Consider the following 19,796-nt stretch of genomic DNA (forward strand, 5'->3'; position numbering starts at 1 on the left):
CGCCCAGGAGGCTCGCGGGGTACCAGCCGCAGATCCTCAATAGCCCATCGGCCTTAGACAGGAGGCTCCAACTTCTAAGTAGGATGGAGCCATGATGAGCAAGACGACGAACAAGTTTTCACCTGAGGTCCGCGAGCGGGCGGTGGGGCTGGTGCTCGACCAGGAGGGCGAGCACTCCTCGCGCTGGGTCGCCTGTGCCTCGATCGCCGCCAAGATCGGCTGCTCGACCCCCACGCTCCTGGAGTGGGTCAAGCGGGCGGAGATCGATGGCGGGAAGCGCGCTGGCTTTCCCTCCGACGTCGCGGAGAAGCTGAAGGCGCTCGAACGGGAGAACCGCGAGCTGCGTCAGGCCAACGAGATCCTGCGCAAGGCATCTGCTTATTACGCCCAGGCGGAGCTCGACCGCCCGTTCAAACGATGATCGCCTTCATCGACGATCATCGCGACGTCTATGGGGTCGAGCCGATCTGCAAGTTCCTGCCGATCGCCCCGTCGACGTACTACGCACATCGCGCCCAGCGCCGCGATCCCGCTCGGCGGTCTGGTCGGGCTCAGTGGGACGAGGTGCTGCGCTCAGAGTTCGCCCGGGTCTTCGCCCGGAACTTCGAGGTCTATGGTGTGCGCAAGGTTTGGCGACAGTTGATGCGGGAGGGCGTCGACGTTGGACGCTGCACCGTGGAACGGCTCATGCGCGAGCTGGGTCTGCAAGGCATCATCCGCGGCAAGCCGGCTCGAACGACCATCCAGGACAAGGCCGCCCCTTGTCCACTCGATCACGTCAACCGCGTGTTCCATGCCCCAGCGCCGGATCGTCTGTGGCTCTCGCACTTCACCTACGTCTCGACGTGGTCTGGTTTCGTTTATGTGGCTTTTGTGATCGATGCCTATGCCCGCCGCATCGTGGGATGGCGGGTCAGCCGGACTGCCCATGCCAGCTTCGTTCTAGACGCGCTCGAGCAGGCCCTCCATGAGCGAAGGCCAGCCCGCAAAACTGGGCTCGTCCACCATAGCGACCGCGGATCGCAATACGTCAGCATCCGCTATACCGAGCGCCTGGCAGAGGCTGGCATTGAACCCTCCGTTGGCAGTGTCGGCGACAGTTACGACAACGCGCTCGCCGAGACCATCAACGGGCTCTACAAAGCCGAGCTCATCCATCGTCGCGGCCCTTGGCGGAGCTTCGAGGCGGTCGAGTTCGCGACGCTCACCTGGGTCGACTGGTTCAACAACCGCCGCCTCCCCGACCCCATCGGTAACATCCCGCCGGCCGAAGCTGAGGAACGCTACTACGCCTCGTTGGCAGAGACAGCGATGGCCGCATAACTTACGACAATCGGCCTCCGGCAAAACCGGGGCGGTTCAGCCACTGGGGTCAGCGGTGATTGTGGGTGAACGATACATCACCATCCCTCATCGCCCAGCGTTGAGCCCGTAGGCTCACAACATCCTGCGAGGGCTCGCAGCACGTCGTCGTCGCAGCGTTGCGGTCACGTCGGAAGCGGCGACATCGTGCGCCAGCTGAAAGCAGGCGCAGCTCCAATCGAACGCCCCTTTCCCGTTCTGTCCGGCCTTCGCAGCGATACTGGACCCAACATCACCTTGCGGAATGTTCGAAGCTCGGGAAACTTTCAAAGCAGGGTAGCAATCACCCGGAACCAAAGCAGGGTAGCAATCACCCGGAACTTCATGGCCCCAAGCTTACAGTACGCAAAACTCGACCACGTTCAGCGACGGGATGACGAAGGGCGGACGGGATACGAAGAGGGCTGGCGGTTGTCTCTCGCGATTTCCTCTCGGCCCTCAGACCAAACATTCGCTCAAGGTCGCCAGGAATAAGCCCTTCAATAACGTGAACCGTTGCCGGGCCGTAGCGTCCTCTCCCGATGTCCATGGTGCGACTGAAAGCAACGGCCCCTGCATGGTTCCGCGCGAGCCTTCGTGCGATGAGAATTGCTGCTTGTGGGGAAGAGGCAGCCTCCTCAGCAACCGGTGCCAGGTCGCCGTCACGAACGACCCCGAATGCCACTACGGCATGATAGCGAACTCTACTCATACGCGACCCCTCGCGATTAGAACAAAACGAGAACATATCCCAACGCTGGTGCGGCAGAGTCAATGCGGTCACCGAAGGTCTGGCGTCTCTGCTGACACGCCATGGACCAGCGCGTCGGCACCCGCAGCCAGCCAAGGCAAAGAAATGGACCGCAATGGTCGCCTCTCCTACTCGCCGTTTGGAGATCCTTAGAAATCGCAATCCCCCGAAACCGCGTCCTCGCCCGAAGCGTCAAAGCACTGTTGGCGGGCCGCGGTGCAACAGATCATGCAACGTTATCAGCAAGACGAGCAAAGTAAGCCAAAGGGGCTGAACCAGCAGGAAAGACACGTCCTAAGCGCGCAAACGTCCCCTCAACAGGCTGTGTCAGCAATGGCCTTGAACTCCCCCTTGTCGATCGTTTGGGGCCCCGGCGTGGCTTGTTCGTGATCGCCTGAACAAGGAAACAGGCTTGGATAAATGACAATGGTCATCCAACATCGATGGAGAGGTTCTGAGCCGCACGATGCCTTGGCAACTCGTTGTAGTCCCCGTCACGCTGGTGGCGCTGGCCTGCCTGATCCTCTGGAGCTTGCCGGCCATCCAGTGACGGAGGCCGAGTGCCGGTCAGGGGTAATCAAAAGGCCGATCTCGCAGTGACAATCACAGTGACCGCGGCAGGTCTCATTCGTCCTTTGCCCCGTCATGTTAGTCCCCATTTTGACAGGCGGAAGGGGCAAAGACTTCGAAAGGATTGGTACCTTTTCGTCAGTGAAAGCCCGCCACGCCAGCCGAGCGGGTGGGAGAGGCGTCCAAGTCTTACAACTCGGAAGAACCTACCGGCAGTGCGTCATTCTTTTTGAACGCGCGCAGCCTGATAACCGACAAGATGCGGCTGATCGACACGGTACAGCTACGGTGAACTGAGATACGTCTCGGCTTCAGCATCGGGGGCTGTGTCTTTTGACGTTGCCGGCATCCATGGATGTTGGTGACTGCCAGTGACCTCCAGGAGGTGATGATGGAAAGCGTTCTCCTTTATCTCTTCGGCGCGGCTTCGTTCATCCCTCACGGCTACTGCCTTCTTTGGCGGCCCGATCTGGTTGCCATGCACGCTTTTGGCGATGCATTCACGGCTCTAGCCTATTTCCTAATCCCTGCCGCGATTGTCTATTTTCTGCGAAAGCGACGGCACGATCTTCGCCGAGAGCACTTCGGCATCGCCACCCTTTTTGCAGCCTTCATCATCGCATGCGCCGTGACCCATGTCGCCAACCTGTTGACCTTATGGTGGCCGTTCTATGGGCTCCAGGGCCTCATTAAGGTGGCCACAGCCATCATATCTCTGGCCACGGCTGGGCTGATTTGGCAGCTGATGCCAGGACTGCTGGCGCTTCCGTCCCCGGCGGACCTTGAGCGCGCCAATGAGGCGTTGCGGTCCGAGGTCAATGCCAAGAACGACGCCCTGGCGCAGCTTCGCGAGGCTCAGGCCTCGCTCGAAGGCAAAGTAGCAGAACGTACCGAACAGCTGACAAGGCTAAACCAGCGGTTTGAGCTGGCCCTCGCAAACTCCGGCATCACCGTGTTCGAGCAGGATTCAGAGCTGCGCTACGTCTGGATCTACAACGCTCCCACGGAACTGGCGGAAACCGAGATCGTCGGGCGCAATGAAGTCGAGGTCCTGCCACTGCCAGCCGCCACCCAGGCCGCAGCAGTGAAGAACGAGGCAATGCGTTCAGGTCGCCGCCAGGAGGCTGAAGTAATGGTGACGATGCCATCCGGCGCCCATTGGTACGATTTGCGCGTTGAACCGCTGGCGCAAGGGCTCGGTCAGGGCGTCATGTGCGTAGCGATCGATGTGACGGCGCGCAAAAGGGCTGAGGAGCAGTTGCGGCTCGTGATGCACGAGATGGTCCACCGCGTTAAAAATGTATTCGCGGTCGTCAACAGTATCATGTCGCAGACGGCCCGCCGGGCGAAGTCCATCACCGAATTCACCACAGATTTTTCGGAGCGTGTTCTGGCCCTGTCACGCGGTCACGATCAACTGGTGCGAGAACAGTGGCAATCGGCAAGCCTTGGCTCAATTGCCGAAGCCGTTATCGCTCCCCTCGTCGGAAAGGAGAGCTTCACCACGCGGGTGAGTATCGACGGGCCGGAAGTGGGACTAGATAGCTCTCAGGTGCAAAACTTCGCATTGGCTTTTCACGAGCTTACAACAAACTCGCTGAAGCATGGTGCCCTGTCTGCTACTGCAGGAAGGGTTCGTTTGACCTGGTCAGTCAGTCCTTCGATCGATGGCCCAGAACTCAAGCTTCGCTGGGAGGAGACCGGAGGCCCACCAGTGGCGGCGCCCACTCAACAAGGCTTCGGCCGCCTGATGGTCGAAACTCTGGTACCCCGAGGGCTTGGGGGCAAAGGCGTGCTGGAGTTCGCTCGCTCAGGCGTCTTGTGGACTCTGACTATGCCGCTAAAGCGCGTCGACATCGCTCTCTATCCGCAAGATCGCAAATGACCGCCGCCCGACGACAACTACATGGCTTTGCCTGCTGCGCTGAGGCAGGAACGAAAGCCCACTGCTGGCGCGGGCCATAGGCCCGGGTGGTCCAGACTTGGCGATCGGTCTTAGCGCAGCTCCACACCACCTCGCCGCAGCTACTGCACTTTCTGGGTAGCCGGGTTTGCCTCCCGAACGAGGCGGCCGAGCTTGCGGAACCGAGTCGTTGCCCTCAATCGGAAGGCCCTGCTCAGCGAGCAAACGCGTTCGGGATCTTCGGCGAAAGAACCTGTTCGGTCGAACACACTCGCGTTCGTCATTTGATGTCGGTGTAGCTGCGGCGGTGTGTATTGGAGCCACCCTGATTGCTGGCACTAGCCGATTGACGAACGACGCCTGATGTCCCAACGCGATTTTGTCGTCTTCTCAAAACTGACCCCAAAAACTCACTCAAAATACCCGTAACACATTGATAATTAACGATGGTAGATGTCAACTGTCTCACTTAAGTTGCAATGTCTCAGTTACAGTGTAATTTCTCAACGAGGGCGGCCATGGAGGCGGAATGATGCGGATTGCGGAAGGGGCGGCGCGTCGTCAGCTGCCCACCCTCGAGTTCGCCAGCCACCGAATGGATCATCGAGACCTCGAGCAGCTCGGCCGGCGTTAGTGGCGGCAGGATCGAGGGCATGCGGCTCGCCAGCATGGACTTTCCCGAGCCCGGCGGGCCGTTCATCAGGAGCGCATGGCCGCCGGCAGCCGCGATCTCCAGCGCACGCTTCGCGCTCTCCTGCCCCTTGATGTCGCGCAGGTCCGCCAGCGGTGCATCGGCCGTGCGGATGCCCGGTTTCGGCCGCGACAGGACCTGCGTGCCGCGGAAATGGTTGGCGAGTTGCACGAGGCTGTCCGGCGCCAGCACCTCGACATCCTCGCCCGCCCAGGCCGCTTCCGGCCCGCAGGCCGCCGGGCAGATGACACCGAGGCCGAGGGCGTTGGCGGCCATGGCGGCCGGCAGAACCCCGGCGACCGGTGTGATGCGGCCATCGAGCGCGAGCTCGCCGAGGACGACAAAGCCCGCCAGCGCATCGGACGGAATGGCGCCGATGGCCGCCATGAGCCCGAGGGCGATGGGCAGATCGAAATGCGAGCCTTCCTTCGGCAGGTCGGCCGGTGCGAGGTTCACCGTGATGCGCTTGCCCGGCAGGGCGAGGCCCGAGGCCACCAGTGCGGACCGCACGCGCTCGCGCGCCTCGCTGACGGCCTTGTCCGGCAGGCCGACGATGTTGAAGACGATCTGGCCCGAGAGGACATGGACCTGGACATCGACGGCCTTGGCCTCGATCCCCTCGAATGCGACGGTCGCCACACGCTGCACCATCTGCCACCTCCGCGCACCATCATGCACGTTTCGGTTGCAAGAACAATAAGGGAACATCCGAATGGTGTTTCTTTTTTGTTCTGATCAGACTTGGGGCATCGGACAGCTGACAGAGGGAGCGATCAGCGGAAAGACGAATTTCTCCGGGCGGCTGCGATCAAGACACCGCGCGGGCGGCGTATTGCGCGGGACGTCAAGGACAAGCGTCGATCGATTCTCCGAAGCGACCGCCTGGAGAGCCGATGACGCTGGCGTGGAGCGGAATGCCCGGCGTGCCGCCCTCAGCGGCGGCGCTCGATCGCCTCCCAGACGGTCGCGGCGATGTCCGGGCCACCCAGGCGGCGGATGGCGCGGATGCCGGTCGGGGCCGTGACGTTGATCTCGGTGAGATTGCCGCCGATCACGTCGATGCCGGCGAGGATGATGCCCTGGGCCTTGAGGTCGGGCCCGATGGTCTCGCAGATCTCGCGCTCGCGCGGGGTCAGCATGGTGGTCTCGGCAGCGCCGCCGCGGACCATGTTGGAGCGGAGGTCGTCGGCGGCGGGAACGCGGTTGACGGCGCCGGCGAAGACGCCGTCGACGAGGATGATGCGCTTGTCGCCGTCGCGCACGGCGGGAAGGTAGTGCTGGATCACCCAGGGTTCGCGGGTCAGCGCCGCGAAAGTGTCGAGGAAGGAGCCGAAATTCTCGTCACCCTCGCGGATGCGGAAGACGCCGGCGCCGCCATGGCCGTAGAGCGGCTTCATCACGATGTCGCCGACCTCCTTGCGGAAGGCGCGGATGGCGTCGAAGTCGCGCGTCACCAGCGTCTTCGGCATGAGCTGGGGGAAGCGGGTGACGAAGATCTTCTCCGGCGCGTTGCGCACGCTGGTGGGGTCGTTCACGACGAGCGTGCGCGGGTGGACGCGCTCGAGGAAGTGCGTCGCGGTGATGTAGTGCAGGTCGAAGGGCGGATCCTGCCGCATCAGGATCACGTCGAAGGCGTCGAGGCGCTGGCGCGCGCCCTCGCCGAGGGTGAAATGGTCGCCCTCGACGTCGCGGACCGTGACGGGATGGACGTGGGCCGTCGGCTCGCCGTCGCGCATGGCGAGCGAATCGGGGTGGTAATAGTGCAGCGCATGGCCGCGCGCCTGAGCCTCCAGCATCAGCGCAAAGCCGGAATCCCCCCGGATCTTGATGGAGGCCAGCGGGTCGGTCTGGATGGCGACCTTGAGGCTCATGAGGCATTCCTTTCAGACGTCGGCATCGAACGCGCCCTCTATATGGCGAGGCCAGCCGCCCTGCGATACCAGGATCATGTCGTAGCGCCTATGACCACGGGCCTGGTGCGGGTGTCGCGCCAGATAGGCATCGGCCGCAGCGGTGATCCGGCGACGCTGGGGCGCGGCGAGCGCGAGTTCCGCAAGATCCATGGAGGCGCGGGCCTTGACCTCGACGAAGACCACCACGTCGCCGCGCCGGGCGATGATGTCGATCTCGGCCCCGGCGCCGCGCCAGCGGCGGGCGAGGATGCGATAGCCCTTGGCGAGGAGCAGCAGCATGGCGAAGCCCTCGGCGACGCGGCCGCGCGCCACCGCGGCGGTGCGGCGCGGATCGGCCTCGCGCCTCACTCGCCCTCCCGCGTCAGGGCGAGGGCCCGCTGGTAGACGTCGCGCCGCGCCAGCCCCGTCGCCTCGGCCACCGCCGTGGCAGCATCCTTCATGGACTGGCCGGCCAGCGCCCGGCGCAGCAGGGCATCGAGGTCGGCGGCATCCGGGGGCGGCGCCTCGCCCGGCGGCGCGATGACGAGCACGATCTCGCCGCGCGTTTCGGCATCCCCCTGGTAGTGAGCGGCGAGCTCGGCGAGCGGTCCGCGCCGCACCTCCTCATGCGCCTTGGTGAGCTCGCGGCACACCGCCGCCTCGCGATCGCCGAGCTCGGCGGCAAGATCGTTAAGGCAAGCGGCAAGGCGCGGGCCGGTCTCGAAGAAGACCAGCGAGCCCGGCACCGCCGCGAGCGCCCGCGCCCGCGCCCGGCGGCCCGCCGTCTTCACCGGCAGGAACCCCGCGAAGAAGAAGGCGTCGGTGGGAAGGCCGGCGGCGACCAGCGCCGCCATGACCGCCGAGGGGCCCGGCACCGGCACGACCGCATGGCCATCGGCGCGCGCCGCTTCCACCAGCTTGTAGCCGGGATCGGAGATGAGCGGCGTTCCGGCATCCGACACCAGCGCCACCGATTCGCCCGCCGCAAGCCGCGCCAGCAGTTTGGGCCGCATCTCCGCGGCATTGTGCTCGTGATAGGGCACCAGCCGCGCCGCGAGGCCGAAATGCTCCACCAGCCGCCGCGTCACCCGGCTGTCCTCGCAGGCGACCACGGTCGCGGCCGCCAGCGTCTCGATGGCGCGCAGGGTGATGTCCCGGAGGTTGCCGATCGGGGTCGCGACGATGTGCAGGCCCGGCGGCAGCGGCCGGGCCTCGAAGCGGGTGCCGCCGAGATGATAGGAGCGCCCGGAGGCCGGATGGTCGGTTGATGCGGTCATGATGTGGCGCACAGTCTAGGCTGCGGGCGGATGGGCGTCCATGCGGTCGGCTGGAACCGGGTCCCGCGAGCCCGGATGGAATCGAAGCAACTCCCGCCACGCCAGGCCGGGCAAGGCGCGCCAGCGCGCCGGAAAGGCGGGTGCCGCTGCCCTGGCCGCGCCCTCCGTCACCCCTGCCGCCGTCACGCCATCCTTCGGTCTTCGGCAGGCCGGACAGTCGCACATGGGGACGGCTGTGGCCGAAGCGCCACGCAATTGCCGCGCTTGCGGTTTGACCTTTGGCCCGGCTCACGGCTATTCCGGTGGCGGGGCGGACGATCATGGGCATGCGGAGGCCTTCGGACATGGCGACATCGATGACGGGCGGCGGCACGGCCGCTGGCGCAGTGTCCCTGCGCGGCGCGCTCATCGGCGCGGCGACGCTTCTGCTCGCGGCCTGTTCGGGCACCAATCTCGGCGGTCCCACGGCCAGCGGCCCCATTCCCGGCGCGACGCCTGCGGCGCCGACCGATGCCGGCTCCACCATCGGCACGGGCTCCGTGCGCATCGCGCTGCTGCTGCCGCTGTCGGCCGGCGGCGCCGCCGGCAACACTGCCACAGTACTCCGCAATGCCGCCGAAATGGCGATCGCCGAGTTCCAGGGACCGGACGTCACCATTCTCGTCAAGGATGACGGCGGCACGGCCGCCGGCGCCCAGGCGGCTGCCCAGGCCGCCATCCAGGAGGGCGCCGAGCTCATCCTCGGGCCGCTTCTGGCCGAATCCGTGCGTGGCGCGGCCGCCGTGGCGCGCCCGGCCGGCAAGCCGATCATCGCCTATTCCACCGATACCAGCGTCGCCACACGCGGCGTCTACCTGATGAGCTTCACGCCGCAGAACACGGTGGACCGCATCGTCCAGCACGCCGCCCAGAGCGGCAAGCGCTCCTATGCGGCCTTCGTCCCCGACTCGGCCTTCGGCCAGGTCGTGCAGGGCGCCTTCCAGGAGGCGGTGAGCCGCTCCGGCGGCCGCGTCGTCGCCATCGAGACCTTCCCGTTGGATCCGAATGGCGTGAACGCCGCGGCGAGCAAGCTCTCCGGCATTGCCGGCCAGATCGACGCCATCTTCGTCCCCGATCCTTACGACGGCGCCGCGGTGCGCGCGCTCTCGACCGCCGGCATCGACACCCGCCGCGTGCAGATCCTCGGCGTCGGCCCCTGGGTCGGCAACCGCGCCGCCGCCCAGGCCGCCCCGAGCGCGCTCTATGCGGCCCCCGACGAGGCGGGCTTCCAGAGCTTCGCCGGTCGTTACCGCGCCCGCTTCAACCAGGATCCGGCGCGCATCGCCTCGCTGACCTATGATTCGGTCTCGCTCATCGCCGCGCTCGTGCGCACGCAGGGCTCGCAGCGCTTCTCCGAGACGGTGCTGACCAATTCCTCCGGCTTCAACGGCGTCGACGGCCTCTTCCGCTTCCGTGCCGACGGCACGCCGCAGCGCGGCCTTGCCGTCATCCAGGCCGGCGGCCGCGTGGTCAGCCCGGCGCCGCGGAGCTTCGCCGGCGGGTCGTGATCCCGCAGGCGCAGCCTTGATGGGCCGCGGTTGCGGATGTTTGCGCGCCTAGCGCCGTGAACGCCGCTCGGTCGCCACGGCCGACAAGCCGATCTTTTCCACCAGGCCCGGAAACAGGCGCCCGAGCCTCCACGCCAGCCGCGCCCTGCCGGGCAGGACGATCACCGGCCTGTTTCGCTCCAGCGCGATGAGAATGTCATGCGCGCAACTCTCGACGGGATAGGGCGGGCCGGCGAGCGCGGTGAGGAAGCGTCGCGCGTCGGGGGCCCAGCCAATGCCGAGATCGCCGGGGTTCTGTGAATCCAGCAGCGGCGTTTCCACGGCCGCAGGGCACACCACGCTCACCCTCACGCCGCGCGCCGCGGCCTCGATGCGCAAGCTGGTGCTGAGGCCCACCACGGCGTGTTTGGTGAGCGCATAGGGCGCGAACAGGGGGGCGGGCCCAAGGCCGGCCAGCGACGCCGTATTGACGATATGGCCGAAGCCCTGGGCGGACATGATCGGGTAGGCCGCCAGCACCCCATGGAGAACGCCATAGACATTGACGTCGATGATGCGCTGCCACCCCTCCAGCGGGATCTCATCCGCCTCGCCTGCGAGGCCGATGCCGGCATTGTTGAACATGTAGTCCAGGCGGCCATGCCTGGCGGCAAAATCCTCGACCTGTCTCTTCACCGCCTCGGCATCGCGGACATCGAGCGCCACGCTGCTCGCATCGGCGCCGCATTCGCCCGCCACGGCCTGCGCGGCCGCGTCGTTGGTGTCGGCCACACAGACCGCGGTGCCGCGCGCGGCCAGGGCCCTGGCCAGGGCGCGTCCGATCCCGGATCCTCCGCCGGTGATGAATGCGGCCCGCTGTGCTGCCGTTGCCATGCCTGTCCTCCAGCAATCCTCGTCGCGGGACATCCGGAACCGGGCACCGCCGACCATCGGTTGACGACCCCCCGGCGCGAACGAGCCGGCAGGCCTCCCACGGGTTGATCTTCACGCCCCCAGAGCAGCCGGCAACGTATCAGGACACCGGTAAGTTGTATGCTCAGCCCAGCGTCAGCTTCACGGCCACCCCCAGCGCCGCCATCACGCCGATCAGCGTGATGAGGCCGACCTTCAGCCGGAAGGCGAGGAGGAAGGCGATGGCCGCCAGCACGGCGGCCTTCCAGTCGAGCGCGGCGAGCGTCACGGTCGGCACCGAGACCGGTCCGAACGACAGGCTGCCGACCTGCCCGAAGAACACGTGCAGGCCGAACCACAGGGCGAGATAGAGGATCACGCCCACCACCGCCGCGGTGATCCCGGTCAGCGCGCCGGCGAGGCGACGGTTATGGCGCAGGTCCTCGACGAAGGGCGCGCCGGCGAAGATGAACAGGAAGGACGGCGCGAAGGTCACCCAGGTGGTCAGCGCGGCGCCGATGATGCCGGCGGTCATGGCGTCGAAGGGCGCGGGCAGCCGGTAGGCCGCAAGGAAACCGACGAACTGGGTGACGAGAATGGTCGGCCCCGGTTTGGTCTCGGCAAGGCCGAGCCCGTCCGCCATTTCAGCGGCGCTGAGCCAGCCCTTCTGCTCCACCGCCGCCTGGGCGAGCCAGACCAGCAGGGCATAGGCCCCGCCGAAGGTCAGCACCGCGAGCTTCGAGAAGAACAGGCCGAGCTGGGTGAGGATGTGGCCGCCACCGAGCAGCAGGGCGGCGATCGCCACCGGCGCCCACCAGACGGCGCCCCAGACGACAAGGTCGCGGCCAAGGCGCGACCAGCGCCCGGCCGCCGGGGCGGGTGGCGGCGCCCCTGCGGGCGGCGGCGGCGCGATGAGGGCGCCGGTGAGAGCGGCCGCGAGGACCACCAGCGGATAGGGCGCCTGCAGCAGCAGGATGGCGAGGAAGGAGCCGGCCATCACCAGCTTCAGCGCCGTGGCATCGCCGACGCGCTTGGCCATCTTGATGACCGCCTGCACCACGATCACCAGCACCGCCGCCTTGATGCCGAAGAAGATGCCGTCGACCACCGGTAGGCCGCGGGCGGTGACGTAGAGCATCGACAGGCCGAGCACCACCAGCGCGCCCGGCAGGACGAACAAGAGGCCCGCCGTGAGCCCGCCGCGCACGCCATGCAGCAGCCAGCCGACATAGGTTGCGAGCTGCTGGGCCTCGGGGCCCGGCAGCAGCGTGCAATAGTTGAGGGCGTGCAGGAACCGCTTCTCGTCGAGCCATTTCTTCTCCTCCACGATGATCGTGTGGAGCATGGCGATCTGGCCGGCGGCCCCGCCGAAGGAGAGGAAGCCCACCTTCAGCCAGACCGCGAGCGCTTCCGAGAAGGGAACGGCGGGAGCCTCCTGGCGGGGAGTATCGATGACGGTCATGCGCGGTGCGTCCAGCTGTGGGTTTCGGTCCGGGCCCGTGTGATCCACGCGTAAAGCCCATCGAGCACGACAAAACCATGACGCAGCATGGCGTGATCATCCTCGCCGGCAAGGGCCGACAGGCCGAGCGAGACGGCGAGATAGCCTGCCGCCTCCCGGCTGAGCGTGAGATCATTCGTATCGGCCGCACGCACCAGCACGGCGAGATCCGCGAGCGGAGCAAAGCCGGCGAGGCCGATGGCCTCCAGAAGCGTGTCGAAGGAACAGCGCGGCCCGTCATGCTCGATCGGCGCGCCGGGCGTGTCGAAAGCGGTGCCGCCGATATCGGCCGCGACCGCCAGCACCTGATCCGCATCGGTGAAGAGGAAGCGCGCCGCCGGATCGAGGAAACGGGTGATGAGCCAGGGACAGGCGACCCGGTCGATCTTCGGGCCGCGGCGCGTTACCCAGGCTCTCCCCGGGCCGCCCCAGGCATCGACGGCGGCCCTCGGGATCACGGGATGGCCAGCCGCTGCGAAGGCGAGCGAGCCGCCGCTGAGCACACGGGCAGGAATGCCCATCGCGCGCAGATCTGCCGCCGTGCGCTGGCTGCGGTTCAGCCCCGCCTTGCAGGATATGACCACCGGCCGGGCCGGATCGATGACGGCGGCGACCGCTGCGCCGGAGGAATCGGCGACCCATCGGGCGGACGGCAGGTCCGGCTGCACGGCCCTGACCTCGGCGGCCCTGACGTCGATGATCTGCGGGCCGTCGGGCGAGCCGAGGCGACCAGCCAGTTCGTCGGGGGAGATGAAGAAGGGTGAACTCGCCATGCGATGCCTCCGCCGCCATGCGGTCAGGAGGCGGTGCTTGGGTCGCCCGCAGGCGCCTCACGGGGCGACCGCCGCCGGCCCCGTGTCTCCACTATGCCGCAGCCGGGCACCGTTGCAAGGCCCCGCACGGCTCCCATGCGGGGGGACGGGTCCGGCCCCGCGCCAAATCGGCTAGAGGTGCCCGATGTCCAGCGAAACAGGGATCGGCGGATCGGCGCAGCCGGCCGCGAACGACGTCGTTGCGGTCCCGGCCGCGGCGCTGGCGGCGCGCGCCCGCCTGAAGGGCATCGGCCTGATGTGCGCCGCCCTCGCCTGCTTCGCCTGCCTCGACGCCCTCGCCAAATGGCTGGGGGCCTACATGGACCCGATGCAGGTCGTCTGGACGCGCTACACCACGGCGCTGGTGATGATCCTGATCATCTTCAATCCCGTGCGCATTCCCGGCGTGCTGGTGACGCGCCGGCCGTGGATCCAGGCCATCCGTTCCGCCCTTCTCTTTGGATCCACCGCCCTGAACTTCATCGCCCTGCAGTTCCTGCAGCTCGACCAGACCGTCTCGATCATGTTCGCGACGCCCTTCATCGTCGCGATCCTCTCCGGCCCCTTCCTCGGCGAATGGATCGGCCCACGGCGCTGGGCGGCGGTGATCGTCGGCTTCCTCGGGGTGCTCGTCGTCACCCGGCCGTGGAGCGGCGAGGTCCACTGGGCCATGCTGCTCTCCATGACCGGCGCCTGCTGCTACGCGGTCTATAACCTGCTCACCCGCATGCTGGCGGGCCACGACTCCGCCGCCACCACCTCCATCTACTCCGTCGCCTTTGGCGCCGTGGTGGCGACGGCCCTGGTGCCGCTCGTCTGGACCACGCCGCCGAGCCTGATGGTCGTCGCGGGCATGGTGGCGATCGGCTTCTTCGGCGCCTTTGGCCACTGGCTGCTGATCACCGCCCACGGCTATGCCCCGGCCGGCGTTCTGGCGCCCTTCATCTACACGCAGATCGTCTGGATGGTGTCGCTGGGCTGGCTGGTCTTCGCCCAGGTGCCGGCCGCCAACACCCTTGCCGGGGCCGCCATCGTCATCGCCTCGGGCCTCTACCTGCTCTACCGCGAGCGCACCCTGGCGCGGGCCTGAGCGCGACTGGATCACCCGAATCTTACGCTGCGTCAATTTGTCGCATAGGGACGCGCCGCGGCCCGGCTGACACTTGCCCTGACGTCGCGGCCAGAACGCCCGGCGAGAGGCAGCCGCGGGGGTAAAGCGGTCATGCGCACGGACGCCAGAAGTGCAGACCTCTTCGTCGTCGACGACGATCCCGCTGTCAGGGATTGCCTGTCCCTGATCTTTGAACAGGCTGGCTATCGCGTGACCGGGTTCTCCGATGCGACGGCCTTTCTCATGGCGCTGCAACAGCGCCATCCCGACGCCATCCTCCTCGATTTCTGCCTCCCCGGGACGAACGGCCTGGACGTCCTCCAGCAGATCGCCACGCGCCGCTTCGACGGACCCGTGGTGATGATGTCGGGACGGGCGGACATTCCCATGGCCGTGGCCGTCATCCAGGCCGGTGCCGCCGACCTTGCGGAGAAGCCGCTCTCCTCCGAGGGCATCCTCGACCAGGTCAGCCGCGCCATCGCCAAACATGCCCGCCGCCACGCCGAGCGGATGGACCCGATCTCGGCGCTCGGCCCGGGCGGCGCGAGCCTGCTCACCCCGCGGGAGCGCGACGTGCTGCAGGAACTCGTCCGCGGCGCTTCCAACAAGGAGGCCGGCCGCAGCCTCGGCATCAGCCCGCGCACCATCGAGGTGCACCGGGCCCGCATCATGGAAAAGCTCGGCGCGCGCAACGCGGCCGACCTCGTTCGCGTCATCTACGACGAGCGCCGCTTCGACGCCCGCTGAGGCGCACCGAAGCGGCCTTCGACTTCCCGAGTGCCTTTCGCCGACGCAGCCGCACCCCGGCAGCGCCCCTGCCCGCGTCGTCCGCGCCGAGGCCCCCATGCCGCATCCACCCCGCATCTATGCCCGCTGGCTCGGCGGCATCCTGGAAGTGGCAACCGACCGGCTGACCCTGCGCACCGAAGCCGGCGCCCTCGTCGCCATCGAGGACTATCTCAGGCAGCTCTTCGCGGCCGTCGGCGAGATGCGCGTGATGACCATGGACGAGGCCCCCTGGGTTCTCGCCCGCCACACGCTCGCCCCACCGCTCGAGGCCACGTGACGGCCTTTCGGTGACGACGCGTTAAGCCTGCCGCGCGTTAACCAGCCCGGCGGCGGGGCAAACAGCAAATTTGCAGAGAATTGTCGGCATACAGGATGCCTCGTGCCCCGGACCTCCGGGGGCGACCATCCCAAGCCGACTTGCCGGGACCGACCCATGACCATGCCGACCGAAGCCGAAGCGCCGAGCCTGATCCACCAGTTGGGGCGCCTTGGCTTCGAAAAGGATGGCGAGCGGCGCCTCGCCCTGCTGCGCGGCGTGGCGGATCTCTATCTCTCGCGGACCATCAGCCCGACCCTCGCCGAGGAATATCTCTTCACCGAGATCGTCACCACGGTGATGCGCAAGCTCAACCCCGAGCAGCGCCCGCAGGTGACCGAAAGCCTCGCCCCGCAGGCCCGCGTGCCGCGCGATCTCGCGCTCTCTCTCGCCGCGGACGAGGATATCGCCGTCGCCCGGCCGATCCTCGCCCATTCGCCGGTCCTCACCGAAACCGACATCATCACCCTTGCCGAGACCACCGGAGACGACCACCTCCAGGCGATCGCCACGCGCGCCTTCCTCTCCTCGCGCGTGACCGACGTGCTGATCGACCGCGGCAGCAATCGCGTGCTGCGCACCATCTCCACCAATACCGGCGCCGAGGTCTCCGCGGCGGGCATGACGCGGATGGTGGCGCGGGCCCGCACCGACGAGGACCTCTGCCTGTGCCTCGCGGATCGTGGCGACCTGCCTCCCGCCGTCATCGACGAGCTGGAGACCATGATCTGCGCCCGCCTCTCGGGCGAGGGCAGCGAGACGGGCGAAGGCCCGGCCAATGCCCTGAAGGCGCGCGCCCACGCGCTCATTCTCGAGGAACTGCGCCGCCGCCGCGCCAATATGAGCAGCACCGAGCGCGTCATCGCCGCGGTCGCCGCCGGGACGGTCTCGCTCGACGACGCGCTGCGGCCGATCCTCGACGGCGGGCGCCTGCTCGACCTTGCCCAGATCCTCGCCCATTTCCTGCGCTTCGACCGCAATTTCATGTTCCAGCAGCTCGCGGCAGGCGACCTCAACACGGTCGTCCTGGCGGCACGCTCGCTCGAGCTGTCCCACCAGACCCTATCGCGCGCCCTGGAACTGCGGGCCCGCAAGCGCCGCGGCCCGGCCCAGACCATCACCGCCGCCGAATACGAGGCCGTCGACCAGGCCGCCGCCCAGCGGGCCATGCGCTTCCTGAAGGTGCGGATGACAGCCGGCGCCTCCGGTTCTGTCGCGGCCTGAGGCGACAGGTCGCCGGGAACCCGATCCGCTCATCGGCGGTTCATCGCAGTCGTGGCATTCCCTCGAGCCGTGGCGCGCGCGGCCGCATGGTCAGATCGCGGGCCCAGCGGTATAAGGCGGCCGCGACCTTCCGCCAGGATCCACGTCGGCGACGCCAGTCAACGACGACAGACAACGACGACAGAGGCTCAGCCCGCATGTTCCCGAAGCCGCTCGCCAGCCTGAAGCCGAACACCGCTGCCTATGAATCCCTGCCCATGGTGAAGCCCACCGGCTTCCGCGAGTACGATGCGCGGTGGTTCTTCGGCGAGGAGCTGAACCTCATGGGCGTGCAGGCCGTCGGCATGGGCCTCGGCACGCTGATCGGCCGCATGGGCGTGAAGCGCGAGATCGTCGTCGGCCATGATTTCCGCGGCTATTCCGCCTCGATCAAGATGGCGCTGGTCACCGGCCTGATGGCCGCCGGCTGCAAGGTGCGCGACATTGGCCTCGCCATGTCGCCCATGGCCTATTTCGCCCAGTTCGAGCTGGACGTGCCCTGCGTCGCCATGGTCACCGCCAGCCACAACGACAATGGCTGGACCGGCGTGAAGATGGGCGCCCAGCGCCCCGTCACCTTCGGCCCCGACGAGATGGGCGCGCTGAAGAAGATCGTGCTGGAGGCCGATTTCGACCTCGTCGGCGGCGGCTCCTACCTCTTCGTCGAGGACTTTGCCCAGCGCTACATCCGCGATCTCACCAACCGGCCGAAGGTCACCCGCAAGCTGCGCGTCATCGCCGCCTGCGGCAACGGCACGGCCGGTGCCTTCGCGCCGCAGATCCTCGAGAAGCTCGGCGTCGAGGTGATCCCGCTCGACGCGGAGCTCGACCATTCCTTCCCGCGCTACAATCCGAACCCCGAAGACATGAAGATGCTTCATGCCATGTCCGATGCCGTAAAGGAGCATGGTGCGGACGTGGCGCTGGGCTTCGACGGAGACGGCGACCGCTGCGGCGTCGTCGACAACCACGGCGAGGAGATCTTCGCCGACAAGATCGGCGTGATGCTCGCCCGCGACCTCTGCAAGGTGCACGGCCCCTCGCAGTTCGTCGTCGACGTGAAGTCCACCGGCCTGTTCGACGCCGATCCGGAGCTGAAGCGCCTCGGCGCCAAGACCGACTACTGGAAGACCGGCCATTCCTACATCAAGCGCCGGGTGCGTGACCTCAACGCCCTCGCCGGCTTCGAGAAATCCGGCCACTTCTTCTTCAACGCGCCGGTCGGCCGTGGCTATGACGACGGCCTCGTCACCGCCATCGCGGTGATCGACATGCTCGACCGCAATCCGACCAAGTCCATGGCCGAGCTCTATGCCGAGGTGCCGAAGACCTGGGGCTCGCCGACCATGGCGCCGAAATGCGCCGATGAGGTGAAGTACGAGGTGGTCGATCGCGTGGTGAAGCGCTTCGAGGCGATGAAGGCAGCGGGCGAGACCGTCGCCGGTTCGCCGATCACCTCGCTGGTCACCGTCAACGGCGTGCGCATCGGCACGCCCGACGGCACCTGGGGTCTCGTCCGCGCCTCCTCGAACAAGCCCGAGCTTGTCGTGGTGGTGGAGAGCCCGGTCTCCGAGCAGCGCATGCGCGACATGTTCAAGGCCGTCGACACGGTGCTGCGCGAGAACCCCGAGGTCGGCGCCTACAACCAGACGATCTGAGGCCGCAGGGCCCACACGCAGGGTAAGGATTTACCGGGCGTTAACCATCGCATGACAGCTTCACGGAACGACCGAGGGGGTCTTTCGTGAAGCTTGTTTCCGTCAGCCAGAACATGCAGCGTCCGAACGGCCTGTCCGAGCTGGAGATCCTCCGGCAGCTGACAGGCGGCTTCGCCTCCTTCGGCAACGCGGTCCGCGTCAGCGCGATCTCGGACGCCCAGAAGTCCAAGGTGCTCGCCGAGCTCGCCGAGGCCTCCAACCGGGTGATGGACGCCACCAACGCCTATCTCTTCGCCCTCGGCGAGGCCCGCAAGGCGATGGACGATGCCTCGGCCAAGGCACCGCAGCTGAAGATTGCCGACTAAGCACCCGTCGCCAGTCACGGATTCGTCGTCTCTCCGTCATCCCATCGTCGGGGGCATGCGGCACGTCGTCTCCTCACGCTAGACCGGCCGATTCGGCTAGGGTCCGGCCCGGAGACCCACCATGCTCGAACCCGTCACCCGGGCCAGCACCAGCCTCGCCAATCATTTCCGCCCCTCCGTCTGGGCCGACCAGGGTCGCAAGATCATCCCGATCATGCGCGCCTATGGCGGCATCGCCCCGCGCGCCGGCGGCGTGGTCCTGCCGCGGACACTCGGGCGGATCGGCAGCCTGGAAGTGCGCCTCGCCGCCAATGCCGCGGAGGTGCGCCGCGCCCAGAAGCTGCGCTGGCACGTCTTCTACGAGGAGATGAAGGCCATCGCCGACGGGCCGTCGCGCCTTGCCCGCCGTGACATCGACGCCTTCGACGCCATCTGCGACCACCTCGTCGTCATCGACCACGCCGTGACCGAGCGCCCCCCGCTGGGCGCCCCGCGCCCCGCCATCGTCGGCACCTACCGCCTGCTCCGCCAGGACGTGGCGGACCGCAATGGCGGCTTCTACACCGCCAGCGAGTTCGACATTTCTGGCCTTCTCGCCCGCCATCGCGGCAAGCGCTTCCTCGAGCTCGGCCGCTCCTGCGTGCTCCCGCCCTACCGCAACAAGCGGACGGTGGAACTGCTCTGGCACGGCATCTGGACCTATGTCCTCGCCCACCGCATCGACGTGATGTTCGGCTGCGCCAGCCTCGAGGGCACCGATCCCCGCGCGCTGTCGCTGGAACTCTCCTTCCTCCATCACAATGCCAGGGCCCCCGCCGAATGGGCGGCGCGCGCCCTGCCCTCTCGCCATGTCGAGATGGGTCGCCTGTCGGCCGAGGCCATCGACATGAAGAAGGCGCTGCATGCCCTTCCCCCCCTGGTGAAGGGCTATCTGCGCCTCGGCGCCTATATCGGCGATGGCGCCGTGGTGGACCGCCAGTTCAACACCACCGATGTGCTGGTGGTGCTGCCGGTGAGCGCCATCAGCCCGCGCTATATCGGCCATTTCGGCGCCACCGCCGACCGCCACGCCGCCTGACGCAGGCGGGGCCTGCCGAGCGGCGGGGGTGAAAGCCGCC

Annotated in this window: 16 protein-coding genes, 1 pseudogene and 1 other annotated feature; of the genes and pseudogenes, 10 read left to right on the forward strand and 7 right to left on the reverse strand. The window is 67.3% G+C overall.

The window, feature by feature from the left end; all coding sequences use genetic code 11:
- Positions 1 to 94 precede the first annotated feature (94 nt).
- A protein-coding gene (locus tag C8P69_RS15700) for an IS3 family transposase (protein ID WP_108178576.1) occupies positions 95 to 1,323 on the forward strand; the annotation gives its coding sequence in 2 pieces (ribosomal slippage) (positions 95 to 386 and positions 386 to 1,323; 1,230 coding nt in all).
- Positions 376 to 492, forward strand: a sequence feature (AL1L pseudoknot). It overlaps the preceding gene by 117 nt.
- Before the next feature lie 1,730 nt (positions 1,324 to 3,053).
- Positions 3,054 to 4,547, forward strand: a complete 1,494-nt coding sequence (locus tag C8P69_RS15710) for a sensor histidine kinase (RefSeq protein WP_170118267.1) — start codon at positions 3,054 to 3,056, stop codon at positions 4,545 to 4,547.
- A gap of 523 nt (positions 4,548 to 5,070) precedes the next feature.
- Here C8P69_RS15710 and C8P69_RS15715 read toward each other — a convergent pair.
- From C8P69_RS15715 to rsmI, 4 genes and pseudogenes are all read right to left on the reverse strand, one after another.
- Positions 5,071 to 5,907: pseudogene (locus C8P69_RS15715) on the reverse strand (YifB family Mg chelatase-like AAA ATPase); the annotation flags it as partial.
- Positions 5,908 to 6,188: 281 nt separating this feature from the next.
- Positions 6,189 to 7,127: a glutathione synthase gene (gshB, locus tag C8P69_RS15720; RefSeq protein ID WP_108178390.1), complete on the reverse strand. Its 939-nt coding sequence runs from the start codon at positions 7,125 to 7,127 to the stop codon at positions 6,189 to 6,191.
- A 12-nt stretch (positions 7,128 to 7,139) separates the two neighbouring features.
- Positions 7,140 to 7,517, reverse strand: coding sequence for a YraN family protein (locus C8P69_RS15725; RefSeq protein WP_108178391.1), 378 nt, complete (start codon positions 7,515 to 7,517; stop codon positions 7,140 to 7,142).
- Positions 7,514 to 8,425 (reverse strand): 16S rRNA (cytidine(1402)-2'-O)-methyltransferase, encoded by a 912-nt coding sequence (rsmI, locus tag C8P69_RS15730; protein ID WP_108178577.1) that lies wholly within the window; start codon positions 8,423 to 8,425, stop codon positions 7,514 to 7,516. The genes C8P69_RS15725 and rsmI overlap by 4 nt, the downstream gene beginning before the upstream one ends.
- Positions 8,426 to 8,769: 344 nt before the next feature.
- Between rsmI and C8P69_RS15735 the strand changes: the two genes are divergently transcribed.
- On the forward strand, positions 8,770 to 9,972 hold the full coding sequence (locus tag C8P69_RS15735; protein WP_245902072.1) for a penicillin-binding protein activator: 1,203 nt from the start codon (positions 8,770 to 8,772) through the stop codon (positions 9,970 to 9,972).
- 48 nt (positions 9,973 to 10,020) lie between these two features.
- Here C8P69_RS15735 and C8P69_RS15740 read toward each other — a convergent pair whose 3' ends face one another.
- The 3 genes from C8P69_RS15740 to C8P69_RS15750 all read right to left on the reverse strand — a co-directional run bounded on the left by C8P69_RS15740 (position 10,021) and on the right by C8P69_RS15750 (position 13,137).
- Positions 10,021 to 10,845: an SDR family NAD(P)-dependent oxidoreductase gene (locus C8P69_RS15740; RefSeq protein WP_108178392.1), complete on the reverse strand. Its 825-nt coding sequence runs from the start codon at positions 10,843 to 10,845 to the stop codon at positions 10,021 to 10,023.
- Positions 10,846 to 11,008: 163 nt separating this feature from the next.
- Complete coding sequence (chrA, locus tag C8P69_RS15745; RefSeq protein WP_108178393.1) at positions 11,009 to 12,325, reverse strand: chromate efflux transporter; 1,317 nt, start codon at positions 12,323 to 12,325, stop codon at positions 11,009 to 11,011.
- Positions 12,322 to 13,137 carry a chromate resistance protein ChrB domain-containing protein gene (locus C8P69_RS15750; RefSeq protein ID WP_108178394.1) on the reverse strand — a complete coding sequence of 272 codons (816 nt, stop codon included), beginning with the start codon at positions 13,135 to 13,137 and terminating at the stop codon, positions 12,322 to 12,324. The genes chrA and C8P69_RS15750 overlap by 4 nt, the downstream gene beginning before the upstream one ends.
- 184 nt (positions 13,138 to 13,321) lie before the next feature.
- Here C8P69_RS15750 and C8P69_RS15755 point away from each other — a divergent pair, with 184 nt between their 5' ends.
- The 7 genes from C8P69_RS15755 (at position 13,322) to olsB (ending at position 19,756) form a co-directional block, all read left to right on the forward strand.
- Positions 13,322 to 14,266, forward strand: a complete 945-nt coding sequence (locus tag C8P69_RS15755) for a DMT family transporter (protein WP_108178395.1) — start codon at positions 13,322 to 13,324, stop codon at positions 14,264 to 14,266.
- A gap of 132 nt (positions 14,267 to 14,398) precedes the next feature.
- A complete protein-coding gene (locus C8P69_RS15760; RefSeq protein WP_108178396.1) occupies positions 14,399 to 15,034 on the forward strand; it encodes a response regulator transcription factor in 636 nt (211 codons plus the stop codon).
- 97 nt (positions 15,035 to 15,131) lie between these two features.
- A complete protein-coding gene (locus C8P69_RS15765; protein WP_108178397.1) occupies positions 15,132 to 15,353 on the forward strand; it encodes a hypothetical protein in 222 nt (73 codons plus the stop codon).
- Between the two features lie 156 nt (positions 15,354 to 15,509).
- Positions 15,510 to 16,616: a DUF2336 domain-containing protein gene (locus C8P69_RS15770; protein WP_108178398.1), complete on the forward strand. Its 1,107-nt coding sequence runs from the start codon at positions 15,510 to 15,512 to the stop codon at positions 16,614 to 16,616.
- A gap of 197 nt (positions 16,617 to 16,813) precedes the next feature.
- The gene (locus C8P69_RS15775) at positions 16,814 to 18,313 is read left to right on the forward strand and encodes a phosphomannomutase/phosphoglucomutase (RefSeq protein ID WP_108178399.1); all 1,500 of its coding nucleotides are present in this window, start codon (positions 16,814 to 16,816) and stop codon (positions 18,311 to 18,313) included.
- Positions 18,314 to 18,399: 86 nt separating this feature from the next.
- On the forward strand, positions 18,400 to 18,678 hold the full coding sequence (locus tag C8P69_RS15780) for a hypothetical protein (protein ID WP_108178400.1): 279 nt from the start codon (positions 18,400 to 18,402) through the stop codon (positions 18,676 to 18,678).
- A 214-nt stretch (positions 18,679 to 18,892) separates the two neighbouring features.
- A complete protein-coding gene (olsB, locus tag C8P69_RS15785; RefSeq protein WP_245902091.1) occupies positions 18,893 to 19,756 on the forward strand; it encodes a l-ornithine N(alpha)-acyltransferase in 864 nt (287 codons plus the stop codon).
- Positions 19,757 to 19,796: the final 40 nt, after the last annotated feature.

Origin of the sequence: Phreatobacter oligotrophus, from assembly GCF_003046185.1 — a bacterium.
In the GTDB taxonomy this organism is placed as follows: Bacteria; Pseudomonadota; Alphaproteobacteria; order Rhizobiales; family Phreatobacteraceae; genus Phreatobacter; species Phreatobacter oligotrophus.